Source organism: Bacteroides sp. AM44-19 (assembly GCF_003603395.1).
Lineage (GTDB): Bacteria > Bacteroidota > Bacteroidia > Bacteroidales > Bacteroidaceae > Bacteroides > Bacteroides uniformis.
In genome coordinates this window covers 49,473-73,872 of record NZ_QTNB01000009.1, presented here as the reverse complement: position 1 = coordinate 73,872, position 24,400 = coordinate 49,473, and the positions used below count along the sequence as shown (strand labels likewise).

The 24,400-nt window shown below is 47.5% G+C and carries 12 protein-coding genes; 8 read left to right on the top strand and 4 right to left on the bottom strand.

The window, feature by feature from the left end:
• Positions 1-28 precede the first annotated feature (28 nt).
• Genes DW947_RS14070 through DW947_RS14060 form a run of 3 tightly spaced genes read right to left on the bottom strand, consistent with a single transcriptional unit; the run spans position 29 to position 5,660 of the window.
• Positions 29-1,447 (bottom strand): DUF1593 domain-containing protein, encoded by a 1,419-nt coding sequence (locus DW947_RS14070; RefSeq protein WP_057256547.1) that lies wholly within the window; start codon positions 1,445-1,447, stop codon positions 29-31.
• Complete coding sequence (locus tag DW947_RS14065) at positions 1,444-4,599, bottom strand: efflux RND transporter permease subunit (RefSeq protein WP_057256548.1); 3,156 nt, start codon at positions 4,597-4,599, stop codon at positions 1,444-1,446. The genes DW947_RS14070 and DW947_RS14065 overlap by 4 nt, the downstream gene beginning before the upstream one ends.
• On the bottom strand, positions 4,599-5,660 hold the full coding sequence (locus DW947_RS14060) for an efflux RND transporter periplasmic adaptor subunit (protein WP_057256549.1): 1,062 nt from the start codon (positions 5,658-5,660) through the stop codon (positions 4,599-4,601). Before DW947_RS14060 ends, DW947_RS14065 begins: the two co-directional genes overlap by 1 nt.
• 148 nt (positions 5,661-5,808) lie before the next feature.
• On the opposite strand from DW947_RS14060, the gene DW947_RS14055 reads away from it, so the two are divergent.
• Positions 5,809-6,690, top strand: a complete 882-nt coding sequence (locus tag DW947_RS14055) for a helix-turn-helix domain-containing protein (RefSeq protein ID WP_005830672.1) — start codon at positions 5,809-5,811, stop codon at positions 6,688-6,690.
• An 18-nt stretch (positions 6,691-6,708) separates the two neighbouring features.
• Here the strand turns inward: DW947_RS14055 and DW947_RS14050 are convergent, their stop codons facing one another.
• Positions 6,709-8,421, bottom strand: a complete 1,713-nt coding sequence (locus DW947_RS14050; protein WP_057256550.1) for a DUF6377 domain-containing protein — start codon at positions 8,419-8,421, stop codon at positions 6,709-6,711.
• A gap of 777 nt (positions 8,422-9,198) precedes the next feature.
• On the opposite strand from DW947_RS14050, the gene DW947_RS14045 reads away from it, so the two are divergent.
• The 7 genes from DW947_RS14045 (at position 9,199) to DW947_RS14015 (ending at position 24,400) form a co-directional block, all read left to right on the top strand.
• Positions 9,199-12,426 (top strand): SusC/RagA family TonB-linked outer membrane protein, encoded by a 3,228-nt coding sequence (locus DW947_RS14045; protein WP_005830680.1) that lies wholly within the window; start codon positions 9,199-9,201, stop codon positions 12,424-12,426.
• A gap of 31 nt (positions 12,427-12,457) precedes the next feature.
• Positions 12,458-14,230 carry a RagB/SusD family nutrient uptake outer membrane protein gene (locus DW947_RS14040; RefSeq protein ID WP_005830682.1) on the top strand — a complete coding sequence of 591 codons (1,773 nt, stop codon included), beginning with the start codon at positions 12,458-12,460 and terminating at the stop codon, positions 14,228-14,230.
• Between the two features lie 35 nt (positions 14,231-14,265).
• On the top strand, positions 14,266-15,420 hold the full coding sequence (locus DW947_RS14035; protein WP_057256551.1) for a hypothetical protein: 1,155 nt from the start codon (positions 14,266-14,268) through the stop codon (positions 15,418-15,420).
• 198 nt (positions 15,421-15,618) lie between these two features.
• Positions 15,619-18,009 (top strand): glycoside hydrolase family 3 N-terminal domain-containing protein, encoded by a 2,391-nt coding sequence (locus tag DW947_RS14030; protein ID WP_057256552.1) that lies wholly within the window; start codon positions 15,619-15,621, stop codon positions 18,007-18,009.
• Positions 18,010-18,095: 86 nt separating this feature from the next.
• Positions 18,096-20,417 (top strand): beta-glucosidase BglX, encoded by a 2,322-nt coding sequence (gene bglX, locus DW947_RS14025; protein ID WP_057256553.1) that lies wholly within the window; start codon positions 18,096-18,098, stop codon positions 20,415-20,417.
• A 25-nt stretch (positions 20,418-20,442) separates the two neighbouring features.
• The gene (locus tag DW947_RS14020) at positions 20,443-21,855 is read left to right on the top strand and encodes a glycoside hydrolase family 5 protein (protein ID WP_057256554.1); all 1,413 of its coding nucleotides are present in this window, start codon (positions 20,443-20,445) and stop codon (positions 21,853-21,855) included.
• 22 nt (positions 21,856-21,877) lie between these two features.
• Entirely contained in the window at positions 21,878-24,400 is a 2,523-nt protein-coding gene (locus DW947_RS14015) for a beta-glucosidase (RefSeq protein ID WP_057256555.1), read from the top strand.

Here is a 24,400-nt window from a genome sequence, read left to right as displayed (position 1 = left end):
TCTTAACATGACATTTTCTTATTGGTTCTTATTTATCTGTGGGGAAGATAGTAACAATAACGCGGGCGAAGGTGGTCAACGCCGGAATCCCCGTATCGGTCACTTCAAGGATGAGGTGCAGGGTTTCGGGTTTGTCGACTTTGGGAGCAACAAAGGTAGATTTGCCTGAGTCAACGGCGACAATGTCGATATAGCCATTGTATGTTCCTGCTTCTTTATATTGCCACCAGTAAGCGTTATATTTGGGATAACGTTGCGGAGCTATTTCGACAAAACTTTCTTTATTAAAGCCGAGCTGCTCATAAAGGGCAGAGTATTTCGCCCAGATTCCGTCAATATCGAGGGAATCTGGTTCTGTGATATCGGCATTTAGGGTTACGGTTTCACCGGATTTCACTGTTTTTTCCAGCCCGCCGGGTATGGCGATTACCGGTTTGTGGTTAGCATCTTCATATTTGCCAGCTACACACCACCGGAGTCTGGATTCAAAATCACGGTTGGCTACTTCTACCCACCGCAGGTAACTACCACGGTCTACATCACGATATACGTTTTTTAGTCCTTCTATTTTATAGAACTGTCCGCCCCAACCACCGTAAGTAGGGTCTTCATAACCACGTAATCCGCTACCAAGCGTATAAAGGAACGCAGGTGAATCGCCTTCGCTGATGTAATCCTGTGGATAAAGGGCTGCCAATGGACCGTGACCGTTGTGCAGATAGTTTTTGGCAAAACCGTCGGTATAACGTTGGCTACCGTAATCCCAAGTTCCACTAAAGTAGTAAGACACCAGCAGAGTGACGTCGGGGTGGTAAGTTTCAATGTAGTTTCCAGCGCCATCCTGATACCAGATGTTATACATAACTGCTTTCTTCACAGCACGCTCATACTCGGAAGGGTATTGGGTTTTTAACTTTTGGAAAGCTTTGGCTGCGGTGTTACCACCTCCCCAAGCCTGTATATAGACTTTGCGAGGATCGTTTTCCAAAAGAGTTTCAACAATCTTATCGGAACCGGGTGTATCAGCCCAATGCGTGGGGTCTATCATGGATTCAGTTCCGGGTACACGACGGATGACATCTGTATCGACCACAATATGTGTTGAATCTTGGTCACCAAGGAAGAGTTTGCTTCTTAGTTCGTTGGCAGTAGGATAAGCAGGATCGTGTACGATGAGGTTGGGATATACCTGTTCGTAAGCATCAAGTTGCTTTTCTATCCATCCGGCATTACTCCATCCACCCCGTTGAAAAATGGAATTGGTTTGGATAATAGCTACAACTTCCATATCGTTAGCATGGAGCAGGAAGCGGATCATAGAACATTGGTCATCTATCTCTCCGTCAGTCATTGCAATGACACGAGGCTTTTCTGACATTTGAGCATTGGTGTTCACTCCCAAAAGCATAAGTGCCAGAGTTACAAGGATGATTGTTTTCTTTTTCATTCGTAAATATTTATTAGCGAAGTTTTTTTAATTTTGAAAAATAATGAATAAAAAATAGGCAGCAGAATCAGCGTAATTATGGTGCCTGCTGTCAAACCGGCAACTACCACAACTGCCAGACTGGAATACATAGGGTCGAACAGAAGCGGGAGCATGCCAAGTATGGTCGTGGCCGAAGCCATTATTACCGGACGGGTACGATTTACTGTCGAATTAATGACCGCATCATAGGGAACCATTCCTTCTTTTGTAAGGCGCGTAATCTCGTCTACCAATACGATAGAGTTCTTAATCAGCATTCCCATCAATCCCATCGCTCCGATTATACCCATAAATGTGAATGGTGTACCTGTTACAAGCAAAAGGGGGGTGATTCCTATGAATGCGAAAGGCAGACACAGAATAACCAGCAGAACCTTGCGCATATCATTGAACAACCATACAAGAATCAGCACAATCAACACAAGGGCTATCGGCACGAATCCGAAAATATTTTCAAATGCGCTGTTCTGTAATTTCTGTTCTCCTAACCATTTGAGTGAATACCCGGCAGGGAGTTCTATTTGTTCAAACCGATCCTGGATTTCCGACAGTATCTCGCCGGGAGCTTCGCCGGCAAGAGGGTCACACTGTACTTTTATCGCCCGTTTACCGTCGTAACGCGCCACGCTTGTTTCTTCCCACTTAACGCGTTCGTTATTCGTTATCTGACTTAAAGGGATTGTGCGGAACATATTGTCAGTTATATCGTCGGGTGTCGCCGTACCCTGCAATACTCTACCTATATTTACTTCTTCAAGGCTGGTATTTGGAATCATCCCCCATACCGGTATGTCATTCTGGTCTGTAATGCGACTGTCATCCGAATTTTGGACTTTCAGATTAATAATAACCGATTTGTCATTTTCGTAAATAAGACCTACGGGCAAGCCTTCTGCTGAAGCCAATAAAGCGTTCGCAATATCGCTGCGGTTCATTCCGCTACGTTTGGCAGATTGCTCGGAATAATCCCTATATATGGATTTTCCCTGAGGTTGCCAGTTGTCGGTAACCGAATAAGCATCCACTATTGCACAATCGCGCATAATTTCTTTGCCTTGCCCGGCCAGCTCTCTTAATATCTGCGGATCGGGACCGGAGAATATGGCCTCAACCGTGTGGCTCGTACTGACTGCGAAGTTGTATTTCCGTACCCGAACATACGCATCGGGATATTCTTCCCGCAGTCGTGTCTGAATTTCCGGAAGAAGTCTGTATGCATCGCGGTAATCCTCGAAGTCGATAATCAATTCTCCGTAATTGTCGCCCACCGCATTGATGGAACGCACAAGGCAATATCGGGTGGGGGTTTGTGCCTGACTTGCCGTTATCTTGTTTATCTCGTCATAGTCCGAGAGTTTTTCCGATATTTCCAGCAAATCATGTTTTACCCTGTCAGGGTGCGTTTGCGGTGGCAGGGTATATTCTACATATAACTGGTTATAATCGAAGTCGGGGAAGAATATCGACTTAACCGAAAAGAATCCAACGAAAGCCAGAACCAAACATCCGAAACTTACCAAAAAAGTTGATATTTTATGGTTCATAAAAAAATGAAGCGCCTTTCGGATAACCTTATGAAGGGGTGTGTTGAGTTGATCTTTTATCTTCTCTGGGTTTTTACCGCCGTTTGCACGTGCCGATAAGAATAGTTTTGCAAAGACAGGTATCTGTGTCATGGCAAGCACCCAACTTACCAACAATGATATGGCCAGCACAAAAAACAGATCACGTGCATATTCTCCAGCGGTATCGTTGGATAATCCGACAGGAAGGAAAGTCATTATGGCGATTAAAGTTGCACCCATTAAAGGCCACGCTGTGTTTTCCGCTGTCCGGAACAATGCTTTCTTTGGCGGCAGACCATTTCCCCTGTCTACAAGTATACCGTCGAGAACCACAACCGCGTTATCAACCAGCATACCCATTGCCACAATGAATGCCCCCAATGATATGCGTTGTAATGTTCCTCCTGTCATCAGTAATACGGGAAAAGTCATCAATACGGTCAAAATCAGTCCTGCACCGATAATTAGCCCACCTCTGATGCCCATTGTAAGAATCAGTACAAGCACTACGATGACTACCGATATTACGAGGTTCCAGTTGAAAGAGCCTATTGCGTTCGATACCCTATCCGGTTGGAAATATATCTTTTCATACTCAAATCCGGCAGGCAACCGCTCTTGGAGCTCCGTCATTCGCGCCTCGACCAGCTTACCTACATCCGTAACCACAACGCCCGGCTCCATCGAAACGCAAAGAGCGATTGCCGGATGGCCGTTCACCCAAAAGCCCCTGGTCTGCGGATCGGCATACTCCTTTGCGACTTCGGCAATATCGCCTAACTTTACCTGCCCGCCGGAAGGCGTTTGCATAATAAGGTCTTTCACATCTTCAGCGCTCCTTAGTTTGCCACCGACCTCATTACGCAGCAATTGACCATCCGAATAGTAATGCCCGGCATTGACTGGCTGATTGCGGGCATCGATAGTAGTCATAATTTGCACAGGGTAGATGCTGTTGCGTGCAATCATTTCTTTGGGGAGCTTTATATTTACATTTTCATTCCTTGTGCCAAAGAATGAAATCCGCCTTACTCCTTTCAATTCAAGGAGTTCACGTTTAATAAGCCCGGCATATTCTTCCATTTCCGCAAGCGTATAGCCTTCGGCGGAAAGGGCATAGAACATTCCGTAGATATCACTTACATCGTCTACCACCACTGGAGGATAAGCCCCTGACGGCAACCGTTGCGCGGCTGACTCCACCTTTCTACGAAGAATATCCCAACGTTGTTCGAGACCCTCGACCGGAACAGCCATGTCGATATTGATAGTGATAGTTGACATATTTTCCGAAGAGACCGATTCCATATCGGAAATATTACTGAGTGTCCGTAGTTCATCTTCGAGTACCGATGTAACTTCGAGTTCGACTTCGTGTGCAGAAGCCCCCGGATAGTAAGTTACCACCATTGCTTGCTTGACAGACAATTCAGGGTCTTCCAGTTTCGGCATAATAATGTAGGCGTATATACCGCTGAATACGATCATTACCACGCACGTCCAGAAGAACGTAGCGTTTCTGAAGAAAAAATCAGTCAGTTTCATTATAGTATCCCTCCTACATTTGTTTTGGCGGGTTGTGCGATTACCCGTACTACATCACCTTCATCGAGGGCGCTCAACCCCGATTCGACAATATTGTCTGTTTCGTTCAGACCAGACAGGATGATGATTCGCCCTTTGCTGTCGAGACCGGATATCTCCACGGGTTTTAACTTCACTTCGGAACGGTCATTCACGACCCATACATAACTTTTACCGTTCTGCATAAATACAGATCTGGGCCAAAGGGTATAACCACCTGAATGTTCTCCATTGCGAATTTCCACCGTTACCTCTACATTCATTCCTATCGAAAGAGCGTTCTTCGCATCTGTTTCGGGAAACAGGCGCATCCTGTATAACTGATTGCTGTTAGATTTGGGATTTATCGAGGCTAATTTCAAAGAGAAGTTATTATCTGCCAATAACCGGGAATGACATGAATAACTTATAAAGTTATCTTTTTGCAGGTAAACAGATGCAGGGAGTTCGCTCTCTATTTCTATGTTATTTACATCGACCAATGTAACAACGGCTGTTCCCGTATTGACCATTTCTGCTTTTTCAAAATGAACAGCCTGGATATAGCCCGATATAGGAGAATGAAGTTGGGTGTAGTTGACGGTGTTCCGGTTCGATTCCAGTTGTGCTTTCAACTGCTCCAATCCGGCTACGGCTTTTTCATAATCATTGTCGGTTATATTATTTCGACGGTGTAGTTCTTCCAGTCTTGTCATTTCCGTACTCAACTGTCGGTACTGGCTTTCGGTAGCTGCCAGTTGCAGTTGATAATCCGTATCGTCCAACCTGGCAATGAGCTGTCCTTCACGGATATAGTCACCCTCATCAACGCACAATTGCTTGATTTGTCCGGCTGTTTTAAAACCGAGTTCAATCTGCTGCGCTGCTTTGACCACTCCGGGGAACGACCGGAATGTATTTCCTGCGATAGGCTCGGCATGTACGATATGCACGTTTTTTACAATCGGTTTTTCTTTGACGCCATGGTTCCCACAAGAACAGAGTAGCGCAAAACAAAGGAGAGACAAGCTGAATAGTTTCATTGTTATTACTGTTATTATTATTTTTGTGTAAAGGTGAAGAATTCTCACATGCCATTTAGGCATTATAGTCGTCATTATTGACCAAAAAGTCGGAATCGAGTCATACAAAAGAAAAAATGATTATTTTTGTTGACCAAATTAGACGTTCATGAAAGACAAAGCACAGAATATTGGTTTACGAATGGTGCAGGAGTTCGCCTCTACAGAAGCGTTATCAGACAAGTTCCTTATTTTTGATAACTATACGTCTCCGATGGAACATCTGGGAACTTTTGCCATTACCGGACACCCTGTCAAATTAGATAGCCTCTTAATTGTAATATGCTCGGAGGGGTATGCCCGGTTAATAGTCGGTTTTGAAGAGATTACAGTGCTGGAAAACCACTTTTTGATAGTGATGGAAGGCAAACCTTTCGAGGTGTTGGAATTAAGCAAGAACTTCAAGGCAGAATTGATGTGCTTAAAAGAAAGCCTCTTCGAGTTGCAGGGAAGTCATATACTAAGATTCCTCCACTTAATCAGAGAAAATCCCTGTCAACCGGTATTGGCTTCCAAAAAGCAGGAGTTTGAAGTCCTATTGAAATGTTTGAAACAAACGATGACAGATACCGGAAATATATTTCGTCAACAGATCATTCAATACTATTTATATATCTTGGCTTGTAATATCTTTAATTTGCTTTTAACCAACTACGCTCCGGCAGTTTTATCCCGAAGCGAATCCATTTTTCAGGAGTTCATAAAGAATGTAGAAAAATACTTTCGCAAGGAAAGGAGTGTCGGTTTTTATGCAGACAAGCTGAATCTGACCCCGAAATATCTTTCTACTGTGATTCAACAACAAACGGGAAAACATGCAACGGATTGGATTGACAAATATACTATTTTAGAAGCCAAGACCTTGCTTAAATCGTCCACTCTCTCCATCCAACAAATAGCCTATGACTTGAATTTCTCGACTCAATCCCATTTTGGTCGATATTTCAGAAATCATACAGGAATGTCGCCAAAGCTATACAGAAATTCGTAAGTAGACGCTGCTTCCTTTCTATTTTCCCAGCTTGCGCACTTGGTCATTGAAGGTTTCACGGTCAATAGCCTTCTGACGGATGTACACCCGTTTGTTATAGACCGTCTGGGTTGACCAGTGGAAGAAATCTGCAATTTTGCTGGAATCCGTAACGCCGAGATGCATTAGTGCGAATATGCGCAATTCCGTGTTTAGCCGCCCCTCTTCCTTGGGGATGATACGGTATTCGGGTTGAAGTAAAGAGTTGAAGTCGCTCACGAAAGAAGGATAGACATGTAAGAAAATAGCATCGAAAGTCCGATAAAACTCCTTTAATTCAGATTCTATCATGATGGGAGAATCCGTAAATTTCAGTAGGTCTTTATACTGCTGGGTTTTCACCTTGTTGTTGATGTTTTTTCGGTATTGGTCAAGCTTACTGATGTAGTCAGAACAGAGGGTGAGCACAAATCCTATATATTCTTCTTTGATGATATTCTGGTCATAGAGTTTTTCATTGGCTTCTTTCAGCAGGTTGTTGGTTTCTGTAATCTGCTGGTGAAGTACGGTAATTTCATGCAGGCTGTTCTTCAACCGTTCATTGGCCGACTCCAACTCTGTATTCGAAGCAGAAAGCAGTCCATTCAGATTCTTCAGTTCTATCCGTTGCCGGCTACGGTGTTTCAAAATTCTGTACGTATATATCAGAGTAAGGGTGAGCAGGCAAGAAACGAATCCGATAACCCATAGCGACCAGCTTAACTGTCTGTTTTTAGCTTTCTTAATTTGCAGACTTGTCTTCTGTATGGCATCAAATGTAGAGAGACAAGAAACCATACGGACCCGATTGTTCATGATATGGGCCATTTCCAGACATAGGGAGATATATTTGTAAGCGCGCTCATTATCCCCTTTTTCATTGAGTAGCGTAGCCAAGTCATGCAATGTAACGTTATCGTTGTTGGCCAGTGTCATATCCATGATGGCGGCTTCTGCCAAACACTCCAGCCTCAGATCCGGTTGATTGTTGTCCCGATATAGTGTGGATAGTATATATAGCAATTTGCTGTTAGCGATGCTGATTGTCTTTGATGTTTCCAAATATACTTTTATTGCAACGATGGAACCGGAATAGTTCCCGGCTCGTAAGTCTTTTAATCCTTTATAAAGAATGTAATAGGGATTTTCATGAGGTAGTACATTCAAGGTAGAATCTATATAAAAGTGTTCTCTCTCGTAATAATAATCTCGCTTATCGCTACCACCGTCTGTATATTCGGCAAATCGGGAGTAGAGCAGAGACATCTGTCCCAAATATTCTATAAGCATACCTCCTGTTAGTTTGTCGTGGTCTATTTGTCGCATCTCTTCAACAGATTCATGCAGTTGTCCAATAATGGCATAAATATATGACCTCTGTATACGACATAGGTTCATCATGTTGTCATCACCCGTCTGTTGGGCAATGACAATATTGGCATTGACATATACGAGTGCCGAATCTATATTGAAATATTGATATTCCTGAAACAAACGTTTGTTGTGTTCATAGCGCGCCTGTAGCGTATTGGGCATAGGTTTACTAGCTATCCGGTTGATAGCCGATTGGCGCTGTTCGATGACTTGAGGGTAGTTCTCTATCAGTGAATCCAGTGTGTTCAACAGGTTTGCAGCCTTGTCGCTATAGAATGCTGCTTTACCTTGTAGGCTACATAGGAAAAGTAACAAAAAGGTTCTGGCAACTGTTTTCATACTTATATTCTTATTTTGCCCTAAAGATACTAAGATATTTGGAAACACTACAATTTTCATTATCCTATGACGTAAAAAGCAGAATTTTTCACTACACTTTTTCATCCGGATAAGGAAATTAGCCTCATCAAATCGTCTATAAAATCTACTTTTTTATCGTCCAATGCAAAGCATAAATCATTGATTATAAAATAAATATACTGAATTAGAATCTACCGTCACCAGCTACCCGCAGTTAGGTCATCTATATTAATATCGTAATTTAGCAGCAGAAACGGAAATTCATTAGAGGAAATTACAATGAATAAGGCAAGAGTTTCGGATTTAGAATCAGAAGTTAGGATTGAAACCTCTTTGCATGGTGAAAAGGGAAAATCACCCATCTTCCGTGCCTATGCAGAGTGTATCTCGTGTCTGCGCAAAGTGTCTTTTGTGCCTATGAAATCTTAGAATAAAGGATTTGTTCGCAAAAATAAAGCCTTTGTTTCTATAACTAAAGCCTTTATTCATAGAAATAAATCCTTTATTCTAAGATTGCGTCGCATCGAAACGGACTTTGCACCCCATATCGTTTATGTTTGCGTAGGGAGCAGGTTGCAAAGTGTCATCCGAAGCTTTGTGGGCACAGTTGCAGAAGTGTGGTAAGAATGAACATACGGTGTCGCAGAAGATAATGGGTATCATAATTCACATATCTATTACAAACTAATAAACCTAAATCCGAAACTTGAGATAAGGTAACTTTATACTAATTACTAATACTTAAAAAACAGAACAATGAATCGTAAATTTAGTTTTAACAAGTCTATGCTATTTGCAGGATTATTGTCTGCCATGACACTGGGAGCAACCTCTCAGGTCTATGCAGTTCAGAGTCCTGATGTGCAGAAGATGCAGCAACAGACGGTAAAGTTGACAGGCAATGTATCCGATGCAATGGGTGCCATTATCGGCGCCAGTGTGATAGAACAAGGTACAACCAACGGTGTGATTACCGATATTGAAGGTAATTTCACGCTAACGGTCAACCGGGGAGCCAAACTCGAAATCTCCTATGTAGGCTATAAGACCCGCGTTATAGAAGTAACAGATGTCACTCATCTCCAGATTACGTTGGAAGAAGACTATCGGGAACTGGAAGAAGTGGTAGTAGTGGGCTACGGTGTACAGAAGAAGAAACTCGTTACCGGCGCCACCGTACAAGTGAAGGGTGATGATGTGACAAAACTCAATACCACCAGTGCACTGGGTGCATTACAGAACCAGACGCCCGGCATCAACATTACAGCCAACAACGGTCTGCCCGGCGAAGGTTTCAAGGTGAATATTCGCGGTATCGGTACCGTGGGCGACTCTGCACCGCTGTATGTGATTGACGGTGTGGCCGGTAGCGACATCAATACGCTCAACCCGGCAGATATTGAGTCTATCGATGTGCTCAAAGATGCTGCTTCGGCTGCTATTTATGGTTCGCGTGCCGCTAATGGTGTTATCCTGGTTACGACCAAACAAGGTAAGACGGGCAAGATACAGCTCAGTTACGACATGTATTACGGTTGGCAGAACGTATATAAGATGCCCAACACGCTCAATGCGCAGCAATTCATGGCAATTACTGATGAAACCAACTTCAATAACGGTGTTCCGGCGCTGAACTGGCAGACACAATTGGGCGAATACACTTGGAATATGCTTCAGAACGGTTGGCAAGGTACTAACTGGCTCGACGAGATGCGCAACGAGAATGCAGCGATGCAGAACCATGCCATCAATCTGACAGGTGGTAACGAGATGAGCAAGTTCTCAGCCGGTTTCAGTTTTACCTCGCAAGACGGTATTATAGGCAAGGGTACTGTGCCCAACTATACGCGTTATACCGCCCGTATTAACTCCGATCATGTGCTCCTCAAGGGAAGCGATCGGGACATCATCAAGATTGGCGAGAATTTACTGTTCTACTACTCAAACCAGAGCACGATAGCACAGACATCTACTCTCTATAACGATGTCTATAATTCCATAAAGACTACTCCGCTATTGCCTATGCACAATGCCGAAGGAGAACTGTTCGACTACCACGACATGCAGCAAACGGGCTGGGTGTATGACGATAAACAGGGCAATCCTATTCTGATGATGCAGAAGGCGCATGGGCTGAACAAGAACCGCACATACGGCCTCAACGCGACTGCCTATCTGGAGGTAGAACCCATTAAGAATCTTAAGTGGCGCAGTTCGTTCAGTTACCGTATGACCAACAGCTCCTACCGTTCACTTACCGCTCCCTATCAGGCTGCTACAAACGAGGGAAGTGCCTCATATATTGTGGCCCAGAGCTCAGCATTGGGACATAACATTTCGCAGGAGAATACAATCTCTTACATCCTTCCCAATTGGAACGGTCACCTCTTTGATGTACTGGTAGGCCAGTCGTTTGAGAAGACCATACCGGGCGAAAACCTTTCTATAATCAACAGCGTGACGGAAGGGCAACAATTGCCCACGATGAAACCCGATATGGATCATGCGTGGATATCCAACACCATCGGAAACGCCGCCACCGACATCGAGGGCTATCCGTTTGACGAATGGGCGCTGGCCTCGTTCTTCGGTCGTATCAACTACAATTACAAAGACAAGTACATGGCTACGCTGATTATTCGTGCCGATGGCTCTAGTAACTTTGCCCGTGGAAATCGCTGGGGCATCTTCCCCTCTGTATCGGCCGGATGGCTTATCAGCGAGGAAAAGTTTATGGAAAGCACCCGTGGCTGGCTCGACTTCCTGAAACTGCGTGCCAGTTGGGGACAGAATGGTAATCAGTCGATACCTAACTTTCAGTATGTGTCGCCCATTGCTTTCGACCTCTCGCATGGCTACCAGTTTGGACAGACACACATCGCAACGGGGAAGCTTCCTACCACCGGTGCCTATGCCACCACATTGGCCAATGAAAATGTGACGTGGGAGAAGTCCGAACAAATCAACTTGGGTATTGATGCCGTATTCTTGGGCAACCGCTTGCGGGTAAGCGCCGACTGGTACAACAAGAAGACCAAGGACTGGCTCGTACAGGCTCCGGTACTCTCCACAGCAGGTACCCAGGCCCCCTACATCAATGGTGGCGACGTGAGCAACAAGGGTGTGGAACTCTCACTCGCCTGGAACGACCGTGTGGGTAAGGACTTCACATACGGATTGAGCCTAAATGCCTCGTATAACAAGAATGAAGTCACCCGTATTGCCAACTCAGAGGGCATCATCCACGGCAATGAAGGAGCTATTGCTTCCGTCAACGCCGCCGAGTTCTACCGGGCACAGGTTGGTTATCCCATCGGTTACTTCTGGGGCTATCAGACAGCCGGTGTTTTCCAAAACCAAAAGCAGATTGATGATTGGAAGGCAGCAGGCAACGGTGTGGCACAGGCCAACCCTCAACCCGGCGACCTGATTTATGTGGATCGCCACCACGATGGAGTTATCGACGAAAAAGACAAGACCATGATTGGCAATCCACACCCCGACTGGCGTCTGGGCTTCTCGGTCAATCTCGGATGGAAGGGCTTCGACTTCTCGGTCACCACTTCCGGAGCCTTTGGGCAACAACTCTACTATGGCACGCGCCAGCACACCATCGAGGCATTTGACCGCTGGCATGGCGAAGGTACATCCAACCGCTACCCGCGTCTGGGCAACAGTGCCATGATTGCAGAACATGTGACTGATATTGACATAGAGAACGGCGACTATCTCCGCATTCAGAACATGACATTGGGATATGACTTCAAGCGCCTCTGGAAGAATTGCCCACTGTCGCAACTGCGCCTCTATGTAAGTGTACAGAATCTCTACACCTTCACCGGCTATAAAGGAATGGATCCGGAGGTAGGTTTCGGCGGTACCGACCGTTATGGCGAAAACGCCACTTCGTGGGTGAGCGGCATAGATATGGGATCTTATCCGATCGCCCGTACCTGGCTGATTGGCGCCAATCTGAAGTTCTAAGACACTGTTAACTCTAAATTAAAATAAAACAATGAAAACAAAAAAAGTAACGAAATATATGGGGATAGTCGCGCTGGCCGCGATGACGCTCTGCTCGTGCGAGGATCTGCTCGATACCAAGAACTATACACAGTCCAACACGCAAAATTTCCCCACATCGATGGATGATGTGGAAATGCTTGTGACATCTATGTACGCCAACCTGAATCATCAGGCGGCAAAGCCCGAATCCTCCTATTTGCTCACCAACCTCTATGCCAGCGACGATATGTTTGCCGGAAGTCAAGATGCGGAACTCGACCATCTGATGTATAAGAGTGATTCACAGTTTGACTTCTGCTGGGATATTCACTATAAGGGCATCTATGCCGCCAATACCTGCCTGGAGGGTCTTGACCTGATGGAGGCTGCCGACAACGTGCCCGATGCCGGACTCTTCAGCCAACGTAAGGGCGAAGCCTGTTTCATGCGTGCCTTCCAGTACTACGAACTGGCCGAACTGTTTGGCGGCGTACCCCTGATACTCAGCACTACGCAAGAGACTAACACGCCCCGTGCTACTGCCGACGAGGTGTGGGCGCAGATAGCTACCGATTTGCAGCAAGCTATCAGCCTTATGAGCGATAAGAAGTATCACGAAATAGAGTCCGGACACGCCACCAAATGGGCAGCCCAGGCGCTGATGGCCCGCTGCTTCCTCTTCTATACCGGCTACTACCAGAAAGAGGCTATGCCCACGGCCGACGGTGGCAGCATAACCAAGCAACAAGTGGTAACCTGGCTGGAAGACTGCATCGCTAACTCCGGACACCAGTTGGTGGGCGATTTCCGCAACCTATGGGCATACACCAACGAATATACGGTAGACGACTACGCATATACGGCCGGTGTAACAGGAGTAGATGGCCAGCCCCTCCGCTGGGCAGGCAACGGCAATGCCGAGGCTGTGTTTGCCGTGAAGTTCGGCAACTTTGCCGGTTATTCCTACGAAAATCAGGGCGGCTACTGCAATCTCTATCTGAGTTTCTTCGGCATCATGAGCAAAAGCGACAATGGGGCTGCTTTCCCCTTTGGCAACACCAACTCCTTTGGAACGGTTCCTACCAGTCTCTGGGACTCCTGGGAAGCAGCCGAGCCTGATGATATCCGTCGCAGAGCATCTGTTATCGTAGACGAAGATGAATTCGATATGGCCAATTATGAAAGTGGCGAGGTGCGCCAACAGTGGGAAGAGACCGGTCTGTGGAACAAGAAATTACAGCCCATTCTCTCCAAGCAAGCATACGACAAGATGGGTTCCTGGGGCAACTCGCTCTTTTGGATAGCCCATCCTGAATTTGCGGGTATGAACGATCCCTACATTCAGCCCCGTTGGGCAGCCATGTTCGAGGACCTTTACATCATCCGCTTTGCCGACGTGCTGCTTATGCACAGTGAATTAACCGGCAATGCCGACAACATGAACCGGGTGCGCGCCCGCGCTGGCCTGCCCGCCATCGGCTATTCGCTGGAGGCATTGCAGCAGGAGCGCCGCCACGAACTTGCCTTCGAGGGACAGCGCTTTCAGGACATTCGTCGCTGGCACATTGCAGAGACTGAACTCAACAAACAGAACAATACCACGCTAAAGAATCTGGGCGTAAGTACCGTGATGCGCGATGGCAAGTATGCCGCACGTTATCAAGCCACCGGCGGATTCTGGCCTATTCCGCCCGCGCAAATTCAGTTGTCCGACGGTGTACTCACGCAAAATCCCGGCTGGGACACTCCGGACGCGCGCTACACCACTTGGAATTTCGATTAAGTAATTTGTAGCTCTAAATTATTAAAAATATCATCATGAAAAACTTTTGCAAATACATCAGTATAATCGCTGTGATGGGAACATTCGCATCTTGCGACCCTATCACCGACACATATACCATAGACGATAGCACCATCCCCGCTGATGAGCTCCAACTCAGTGTGGCTCCGAAGGTGGTCGATGGCAAAAATGGTAACATCATTGTTGTAGAAAACAATTCTCCGATACTCTCTGAATGGAGTGTAGGCGAGTCTGTCGCACGCAAGGCGTATGCCGAACTTTCGGTATCTTTCACCGGGCAGCATACCGTCAACTTCCGTGGATTGAATTCGGGTGGAAAGGCATTCACCGAGACCTCGTTTACCGTAAAGGTAGATACCATCTCGACGATTCCGGCCAATATAGCCACCCGGCTGTGCATCGGTCAGGAGGGGGCCCCCACCTACTTTGGCACAACTATCGACCTGGGAAAGATTGAGTTCTCCAACGAAGAAGATCTCCTCACCGTGAAGAACGGCAACCCCGTATTGACCGTGTGGAGCTGCGGCGGTGTCACTTCAGACAAGAATGTGGCTCAGATGCGACTGACGGGTGCGGGTGAGTTTCCCCTTTCGGCAACCTTTACCCTTGCCAACGGCGAGCAGGTGACAGAAGAACTGGGTACAGTCATTGTCAAGGACTTCAATCTACCGCAAATAGTGCTCGACCTGATAGGCGAGGATGGCGAGAAGACATGGACCTGGGCCGACCAAAGTTTCTTTGGCTTAGGCGGTTACGAGGCCGACCCCGGCCCCGCGTGGTTTGCCGCCAGTGTAGAGATTATGGACATGTTTACTCTGTATATGCCCACCATCAATCACCTGACGGGTGAGTCCACCGGCAGCATGACGCTCGATATAGACGGCAATTTCTCTGTCGCTCCCACAGGTCGCACCGGCACCTTCACGTACGACTTCGACGACATCGTGCCCAACTGGTCGGTAGGCAAGCTTAAGGTAACGGCCCCCATCCTTTATGGTACGGCCATAGCCCTGGTTGGCGAGGGTGCCGCGCCTACGTACCTGCCCACTGAGTTCTTCATTGTGAAGTGTGATGCCAATAATCTTGTATTGGCTGCGCCTGCCGAAGAAGGGCAAGCACTTTATCCATGGGCAGCTTGCACCTTCTGGTGCTTCAAACCAAAACCATGAAGCCAAGTCGGAAGTACCCGATAGTACATAATTTACAGTATATAAAATAGATGGGAGTTATCGCTCGCTCAAGCAGAAATGGATTCATTAATCTGAAATAAAGCATTTAGGTATTAGGAATTAGGCATAAACAGTAAGTGAGCCATTCTAAAGCCTGATGCGGAGCGATAACCCCTCCAAAACATTTTTGACAATAGAATGAAATACAATAAATTGATTGCTTTAGCATGTGGAGCGTTGATTCTGGCTGGTTGTGCCTCTGATAATAAATCGACATCCGTTTTCTTTCGACACAAAGCACAGGAAATACCGTTGTCAAATGAGTTTACCGAGAAGATAATCGATAACATATATCAACGCATGAGTATGGATGAACGTGCAGCTCAACTTCAGAGCATGTATCTATCGGAACTTTTCGACAAAAACAATCAGCTTGATACAGTCCGATGCTATGAACTTATTCCTAACGGAATAGGACATTTTGCTCAGTATGCCAGCAATTCGTTAGATGGACCCGAAGAGCTTCGCGATATGGTAAAACAAGTGCAGGAGTGGCTGGTGAAGAATACACCAACTGGAATACCGGCCTTATTTCATGAAGAAGTCATAACAGGTATTGCTGCAAAAGAAGCAACGGTTTACCCACAGCAAATTGGTTTGGCATGTTCGTTCAATACTGACCTGGCTGCAGAAAAAACTCGTCAAACTGCTATCAGCATGCGAAAAATCGGAGGCATGCTTTCGTTGTCACCTATGGTGGATGTGATTCGGAATCCATATTTCAACCGTTTGGAGGAATCGTATGGCGAAGATGCTTATCTAAGTGCTGCTATGGGTTCTGCTTTTGTTGAAGGTTTGCAGGACGGAGGGATGAAAAGTGGAGTCGCGGCATGTTCAAAACATTTTTTGGGCTATGGTGGCGGATGCAATACCGATAGGAGAAAAGAACTTTTTGAAGAAATACTCTTGCCTCACGAAACAATGATTCGAACTAAGGGTAGTAAAGTGATAATGACCGGTTATCACTACTTCCATGGTGTGAAAGCCGTTGCCAATAAATATCTTATGCAGGATATTTTGCGTAATTATCTCGGATTTGACGGCATAACAGTAAGTGACTATGGCTCGATTAACCAGATTGACACAGAAGAAGATGCGTTGCATCGTGGAGTGGCTGCCATAAATGCTGGGAACGATGTGGAATTTCAAAACCGTGACAATTATCAATACCTTCCCGAAGCAATAAAGCAAGGACTTGTTAGTGAGGCGACATTCGAGGGCGCTGTCAAACGAGTTCTGAGGCTAAAAGCTGCAGTGGGTCTGTTTGATAAAAATCCGGCATTCTGTGCAGAAGGCGATATAGAATTCGACACCGCCGAGGAGCGTCAAACCGCTTATGAACTTGCTACACAATCAGTAGTACTTCTTAAGAATGATAACATCCTCCCTATCGAACATCCTAGGAAGATAGCTCTTGTGGGACCTAATGCCAACACAATGTGGGCTATGCTTGGCGATTACACATATCAAGGCTTGCACTATTTTTGGCGAGGCATTAATACCGGAAACACAAATAATCAGATTATAACTTTGAAAGAAGGTCTGGAAAAAAAACTACCAGATGGATGCACTTTGAACTATTCCTGTGGTGTGGATTGGGTTGACAAAACTGAGACATCCATTTCAAAAGGCGGGGATGATCGTGCAATATGGCTCGATAAGAATCGCCATATAGCCCGCGATGAGAAAATAGATGCTAAAGAAGCGCTTTCGTTAGCTGCCAATAGCGACATAATCATTGCTGCAATGGGGGAGAATACTTTACTGTGTGGAGAAAATCGAGACCGCGGAAGTTTACGGTTACCAGGAAAACAAGAGGAATTTGTCAGACAATTAATAGTTACAGGTAAGCCTGTTGTATTGGTTATGTTCGGTGGGCGTGCACAGGTTATTGGCGACCTTGCGGATAAATGTGCAGCCGTGATTCAGGCGTGGTACCCCGGTGAAGAAGGGGGTAATGCTCTAGCCGATATTATTTACGGTAATGTTGCGCCATCAGGAAAGTTGAGTGTGAGTTATCCAAAAGTAGAACTTAACGAAAACATCTGCTATAATTATTCCAGTACTCCTGATGAGCGTATTCAATATCACTTCGGGTACGGACTGAATTACACTACTTTTGATTATTCAGACCTAGTAGTTGACAAATCAGTTTTCACGACTGATGAGTTATTCAATATTTCCTTCAATGTGACTAATACCGGGTCGCGCGAAGGTGACGAAATCGTACAGATATATATATCACCTACTTCAGCAAGTCAACCATTGAAACCCATTAAACTCGCCGGGTTTGGTCGAGTATCACTTAAGCCGGGCGAAACTAAAAAAATAGACTTTATCATGTCACCGCAACAATTGGGTTATTATAATGATGGAATATGGGCTATAGAAAAGGGTGATTTCATTATAAAAGTTGGTGCAGCATCCAACGATATTCGCCTTACTGATAGTATCTGTCTCATCGGTGATGCTCACACTATGCCATTGCGCACAGTTTACTTTTCGGAGATGAAAACTATTGATAATTAACAATCTTAAGAGTCGTTAACAAAGTCTAATGTGGAGTGGTGAATCCTCTACAATTTTAGAACTCTAAATAATAAATTTAAGTGAATATGATGAAATATAGCAAATTGATTGCTTTAGCATGTGGAGTATTGACTCTGACCAGTTATACTCCCCCTCCCTCTGCTAATGGAGAGATGGATGCGTTTATCGATGACCTGATGGCAAAGATGACGCTCACAGAAAAGGTAGGACAGTTGAATCTTCTGGCGGTGCCTTCGTTTGTATCGGGCAACGCATCTGACGATAACGACAGCCGCGAACAACTCATAGTCGATGGCAAACTTGGCGCCATGTATGGCAGCTATGTGGCAGAAGATCTGCTGGCAGCACAGAAACTGGCAGTAGAGAAGAGTCGCCTGGGCATTCCACTGATGTTCGGCTACGATGTTATTCATGGTTTGCAAACGGTGCAGCCTATACCGCTAGCTATGTCCACCTCATGGAATCCGGAACTGATAGAGCGGGGAGCCCGCGCTGCTTCCCTTGAGGCTACGGCTTCCGGCATCAACTGGGTCTATTCGCCGATGCTGGATATCTGCCGGGATGCCCGTTGGGGACGCATTGCTGAAACATTTGGAGAAGACCCTTTTCTGTGCGGTGAACTTGGCAAGGCAATGGTACGCGGTTATCAGGGTACTGACCTTGCCGACAATACCACGGTAATGGCCTGCGTGAAACACTATGCGCTCTATGGAGCGGTAGAGGGTGGCCGCGACTACAACATTGTGAACATGGGACGCCAGGAGGCTCTTAACGGATTCCTTCCACCTTATCGTGAATCTGCCTACGAGGGTGCCGGCAGTTTTATGGCTTCTTTCAACGATTTCGAGGGTATCCCTGCACACATCAACCGCTATCTGCTCAACGACCTGTTGCGCGAAGAATGGGGATTCAAGGGATTCATCACCTCCGATTATGAAGGCATCAACGAATGTGTGAACCACGGCATAGGCGATATTGAGGAGGTTACTGCACTGGCCATAGAGGCTTCGGTAGATATGGACCTCAACGGAAGTGCCTATATGGACAATCTAGAGAACCTCGTCAAGCAGGGACGTTTATCGGAAAAAGATATTGAGGTGGCTTGTCGCCGGGTGTTGGAAGCCAAATACAAGCTGGGACTCTTTGAAGACCCCTATCGCTACCTGAATCTACAGCGTTACCAGCGCGAGATTCACACCGATGAGGCGCGTCAGCTCAGCCGTGAGATAGCCAGAGAATGCCAGGTGTTGCTCAAGAATGAAGCCAATGTGCTGCCTCTCTCCAAATCGGCCAAGATTGCCCTGGTGGGTCCGTTTGCGGTGGCAGCCAAAGAGATGCAGGGCAGTTGGTCCTTCTCCAGGTTTGCCGATGGCTGTGTAACTTTTTTGGAAGGTATGCAAGAAGCTGTAACAGGTCATGGCGGTTCGGTTACATACGCCGAAGGCTGTTGGGTGCTTGAAGACAAGCAACTGGAACAAGATATGGTCAACCAATATCTGGGCGCCTACAAGCCGGGACAGGTCATCAAACCTGTACATACTCGTCCAAACGAGCAACTCGTGGCAGAGGCTGTGGCCCTGGCCCGCCGGAGCGATGTGGTGGTGGCTGCCTTGGGTGAGCTGAACAACATGAACGGCGAAGGCGTGTCACGTTCCGACATTACCCTGGGGCTCCCGCAGGTAGAACTTCTCAAAGCGCTGAAGGCTACCGGCAAGCCGGTAATTCTCATCTTGACCGCCGGCCGACCGCTGGCGCTCACCGAGACCGAACCGCTGGCCGATGCCATACTTTATACATGGTCGTTGGGCGACCAGGCAGGTCGTGCCATGGCCGATGTGGTCTTTGGCGATGTCAATCCGAGTGCCCGTCTGTCCACCTCTTTCCCGCGCAACGTGGGTCAGTGCCCTATCTACTACAACCACAAGAACACGGGACGTCCGCATCAGGATGGTGCAGCCTATTCTCGCTTCAACAGCAACTATCTCGACTGCATCCACGGGCCACTCTATGCTTTTGGGCACGGATTGAGCTACACGACCTTCGAATACAGCGACGTCACACTATCAAACAATGAGATGACTGCCGACGGTCAGGTGAAGGCATCGGTGACGGTGACCAACACCGGCAAACGGGATGGCAAGGAGGTGGTACAACTCTATGTAAGGGACATCTATGCCACCAGTTCACGCCCGGTGAAGGAGCTGAAAGGTTTCGAGAAAATCAGTCTCAAAGCCGGCGAGAGCAAGACCGTATCGTTTGAGATTGGCCGCAAGCAACTGGAGTACTACAACCATGCGTTGCAACTGACCGTTGAGCCAGGCGACTTCGAGATAATGATTGGACATGATAGTCAGCATGTAAACAAAGCAAAACTGACTGTAAATTGAAAATTAACACTGAAAAAATATAATCATGAAAAAAATACTTTTCTTACTCCTCTCGGTAGCGTTGCTGGTTGGCTGCACCACCGGCAAAACCCAAAAACCATCGTTTACCGGCACTTGGTATGCCTCGCAGTACGGTTGTCGCAGCGTAGTCCACTTCAACGAAGACAGCACCATCACCATCAGCAGCGAGGCCAACTCCGCTGCCAACATGACCGTGGGCTATGTAGTTTCCCCCCAGGCCGATGGCTATCATTTCGACCTTAAGATGGGTATGGAGAATCGCGGTATCGCCCTCTTCGATGGCGCAGACCATCTGCAGATTGGTATCGTGTTCGGTCCGGAACAGTATGCTCCCCGTCCGCAGAAGTATGAAGATGCCAATTCGACACATGGAAATCTGATGCTGGATCTTTATCGGGATCCCACCAAGGTAATCTCCGTGCTCGACACCAAGGTAGAGGCTCCGGCAGAGGCGGCTATTCCCTTCGAACGGAACAAGCGTCTGGGTAGAGGGCTCAACATGAATGGATATGTGGATGCCAACCCCGTAGATGGTAACGATGCCCCCATGACCGAAGCTGATTTCCAGGGCATTGCCGAAGCCGGATTCCAAAGCGTACGTATCCCGACGACTTGGGTGAAGCACTGCGCCAAAGAGGCTCCCTATACCATCGATGCGGACTTCTTCCAAAAGATGGACTGGACCATTGAGCAGTGTTTGAAAAACAACCTCGCTGTCTCCATCGACCAACACTACTACCCGGCCATCAATATGGGCGAAGACGACCCTGACCTCACATGGGAACAGAACCTCGACCGAATTAAGTCGCTCTGGACACAGATTGCCGAGCATTACAAGGATTACCCCAACGACATGCTCTTCTTCGACTTGCTAAACGAACCCAACATGCGCCTTGGAGCCGATGGTTTGAACAAGCTGCATGCCGAACTCATTGCCATCATCCGCCGGACCAACCCGGGCCGTACACTGATTATAGGCACTCCCAATCTGGGACAGACCTGGACACTGGGCGAACTAAAATTCCCGGAAAACGAATGGAATATCATCGTTCAGGGTCACTACTACCTGCCTCATACCTTCACCCATCAGAATCTGGAGTATGTGCCGAGTGCGATGGTAGGACATCAGGTAGAGTGGCACGGAACCGAAAATGAGAAGGCGCCCATTATTCGCGACCTCGACTTCTGCCAACGCTGGAGCGAACAGAGCAGTCGTCCGCTCAACATCGGCGAATACGGTGTCTGCCTCAAAGCCGACCAGCAATCGATGAACCGCTACTTCTCCTTCATGCAAGAGCAGTTCCAATTGCGCGGATTCAGCAGCCACATCTGGGCATACCGCGGGCTGTTCGGCCTCTATGATCTCCAAACAAAGAAATGGAATCAGGAAAGTATTCAGGCGCTGACCAATTTCTAATTATAAAAGATTATTTATTCCTATGAGATATTTATTTAGCCTACTTTTCTTGCTGGCTTACGGGAGCACTGTGGCGCAACAACCGCCCATGTTGCCACGTGATGCCGCCATAGAAGCCAAGATAGAGAAACTGTTGGAGCAGATGAGCCTCGATGAGAAAATCGGGCAGATGGTGGAACTGGAGATAGGCATGATTACCTATCGAGACCCGCGTTACGTCGTGGAGAAGCTTGCCCGGATGTCGGAGCAGGAACTTGCCGACACCTTACGCCGCTTTGGGCTCGACAAGCAGCACAATGCAGCCCAGTTGGCACTGACAACGCCCGAAGATAAGCAAAACAGGGAAAAGCTAATGAGGCTCTACTGGGTGTCCAACGATATCCAGTCGAAGCTTCCCTTCCGGTTGGATGAGGCGGCGCTCGATTCCGTAGTGGGCAAATATAAAGTCGGCTCCATTCTCAATGCGCCACAAACTACCGCCCAGACCCCTGCTATGTGGAATCAGGTGGTAAAGACCATTCAGAATGTGTCAATAAAACATCTCGGTATCCCCACCGTGTATGGTCTCGACCAGATGCATGGCACCACCTACTCCGCCGGTGGTACGCTTTTCCCGGGTGCCATCAACATGGCGGCCACTTTCAACCGCGACCTTGTATATAAGATGGGCGAAATAGTGGCCTACGAGACTCGTGCCTGTAATGTACCCTGGATTTACGGCCCGTGTATCGACCTCGGCAGAATGCAAGCCTGGAGTCGGCAGTATGAATCATTTGGCGAAGATGTATTCCTCTCCAGCGAGATGGGGGCAGCCGCTCTTCGCGGCATGCAAGGTGATAATCCTAACCATATCGATGCATACCACGTGGCAGGCTGCCTAAAGCATTACTTTGCCTACGGAGCACCATACAACGGACTGGATCGTTCACCGGCCAGATTGAGCTACGAGGAACTGCGCGAGAAGCAGTTTGCGCCCTTTCTGCGGGGAATCCGGGAAGGAGCCTTAAGCATCATGACCAACAGTTCCAACGTAAATGGAGTGAAGGGCACGGTCAACCGGGAATTTATCACCGACTGGCTCAAGGAAGGGCTTGGCTGGGACGGAATGGTGGTAACCGACTGGGGAGACATCGATGGAGCCGTTACCAGCGACCGCGTGGTCCCTACTGCCAAGGAGGCAATCCGGCTAGCCATCAATGCCGGTGTAGATATGATGATGGTTCCCTCGCAATTCACTTACAACGGCTTACTCAAAGAACTGGTAGAAGAGGGTGGCGTCAGCATGGAACGCATTGACGATGCCGTGCGACGCATCCTGCGCCTGAAACACCGGGTGGGACTTTTCGAACAGCCTAACACCTTTGCTAAAGATTATCCCAAATTCGGTAGTGAGGAGTTTGCAGCATACAGCCGGCAGGCCGCATTGGAATCCATCGTTTTATTGAAGAACGACTCTGTAGACAGCCAAAGTCGCTTATTGCCCATAAAGCAAGGCACCCGACTGCTGGTATGTGGACCTAATGCCAACAGCATGCGTACACTCAACGGCGGCTGGAGCTATACCTGGCAGGGCGACGGTGCCGACCGCGAGGAATTTACCGGGCATTTCAATACCATCTATGAAGCCCTGCGAAACAAGTTCGGAAGCAATCATGTGACATTGGTAGAGGGCGTGAGTTACGACTCGAAACGCTGGGCAATGGATCATGCCGATAATATCGGCGATGCCGTGGCTGCTGCTGCCGACAACGACTATGTGATAGTGTGCATCGGAGAGAATACCTACGCCGAGACCCGGGGCAACATTGCCGATATCAATCTCAGTACCAATCAGAAAAATCTGGTGAAGGCACTGGCTGCTACGGGCAAGCCCATCATCCTGGTGCTGAACGAGTCGCGCGGACGCGCCATCAGCGACATCGAACCTTTGGCAAAGGCCGTAGTACACACCATGCTGCCTGGCAATTATGGAGGAGATGCGCTGGCCGAACTCTTAGCGGGCAATGAAAACTTCTCCGGCCGTCTGCCATATACCTACAGCGCTCAGCCGAATGCAATGGTCAACTACGACTATAAGGCGAGCGAAGTGCGCGAGACCATCAGCGGTGTATACGACTATAATGCCAAGACCTACGAACAGTGGTGGTTTGGAGCCGGTATGAGCTATACCACCTATACCTACAGCAACCTCCGTGCCGATAAGAATAGTTTCACGAAAGACGATGTGCTCACTTTCACAGTCGATGTAAAAAACACAGGCGCCATGGCGGGCAAGGAAACAGTAATGCTCTATGCTTCCGATCTCTATGCTTCGCTCATGCCCGACAATCGCCGCCTGCGCGGGTTCGAGAAGATTGTACTCGCCCCGGATGAAAGCAAAACAGTAACTTTCCGCATCAAGGCAAGCGACCTCGCCTTTATGGGAACCGGCAAGAAGTGGACACTCGAGGCTGGCGAATTCAATATCGCCTGCGGAGACCAGTCGGTGAACATCCACTGCACGGAAGACTATACCTGGGAAGAAGAAAATATACCTGATAACTGA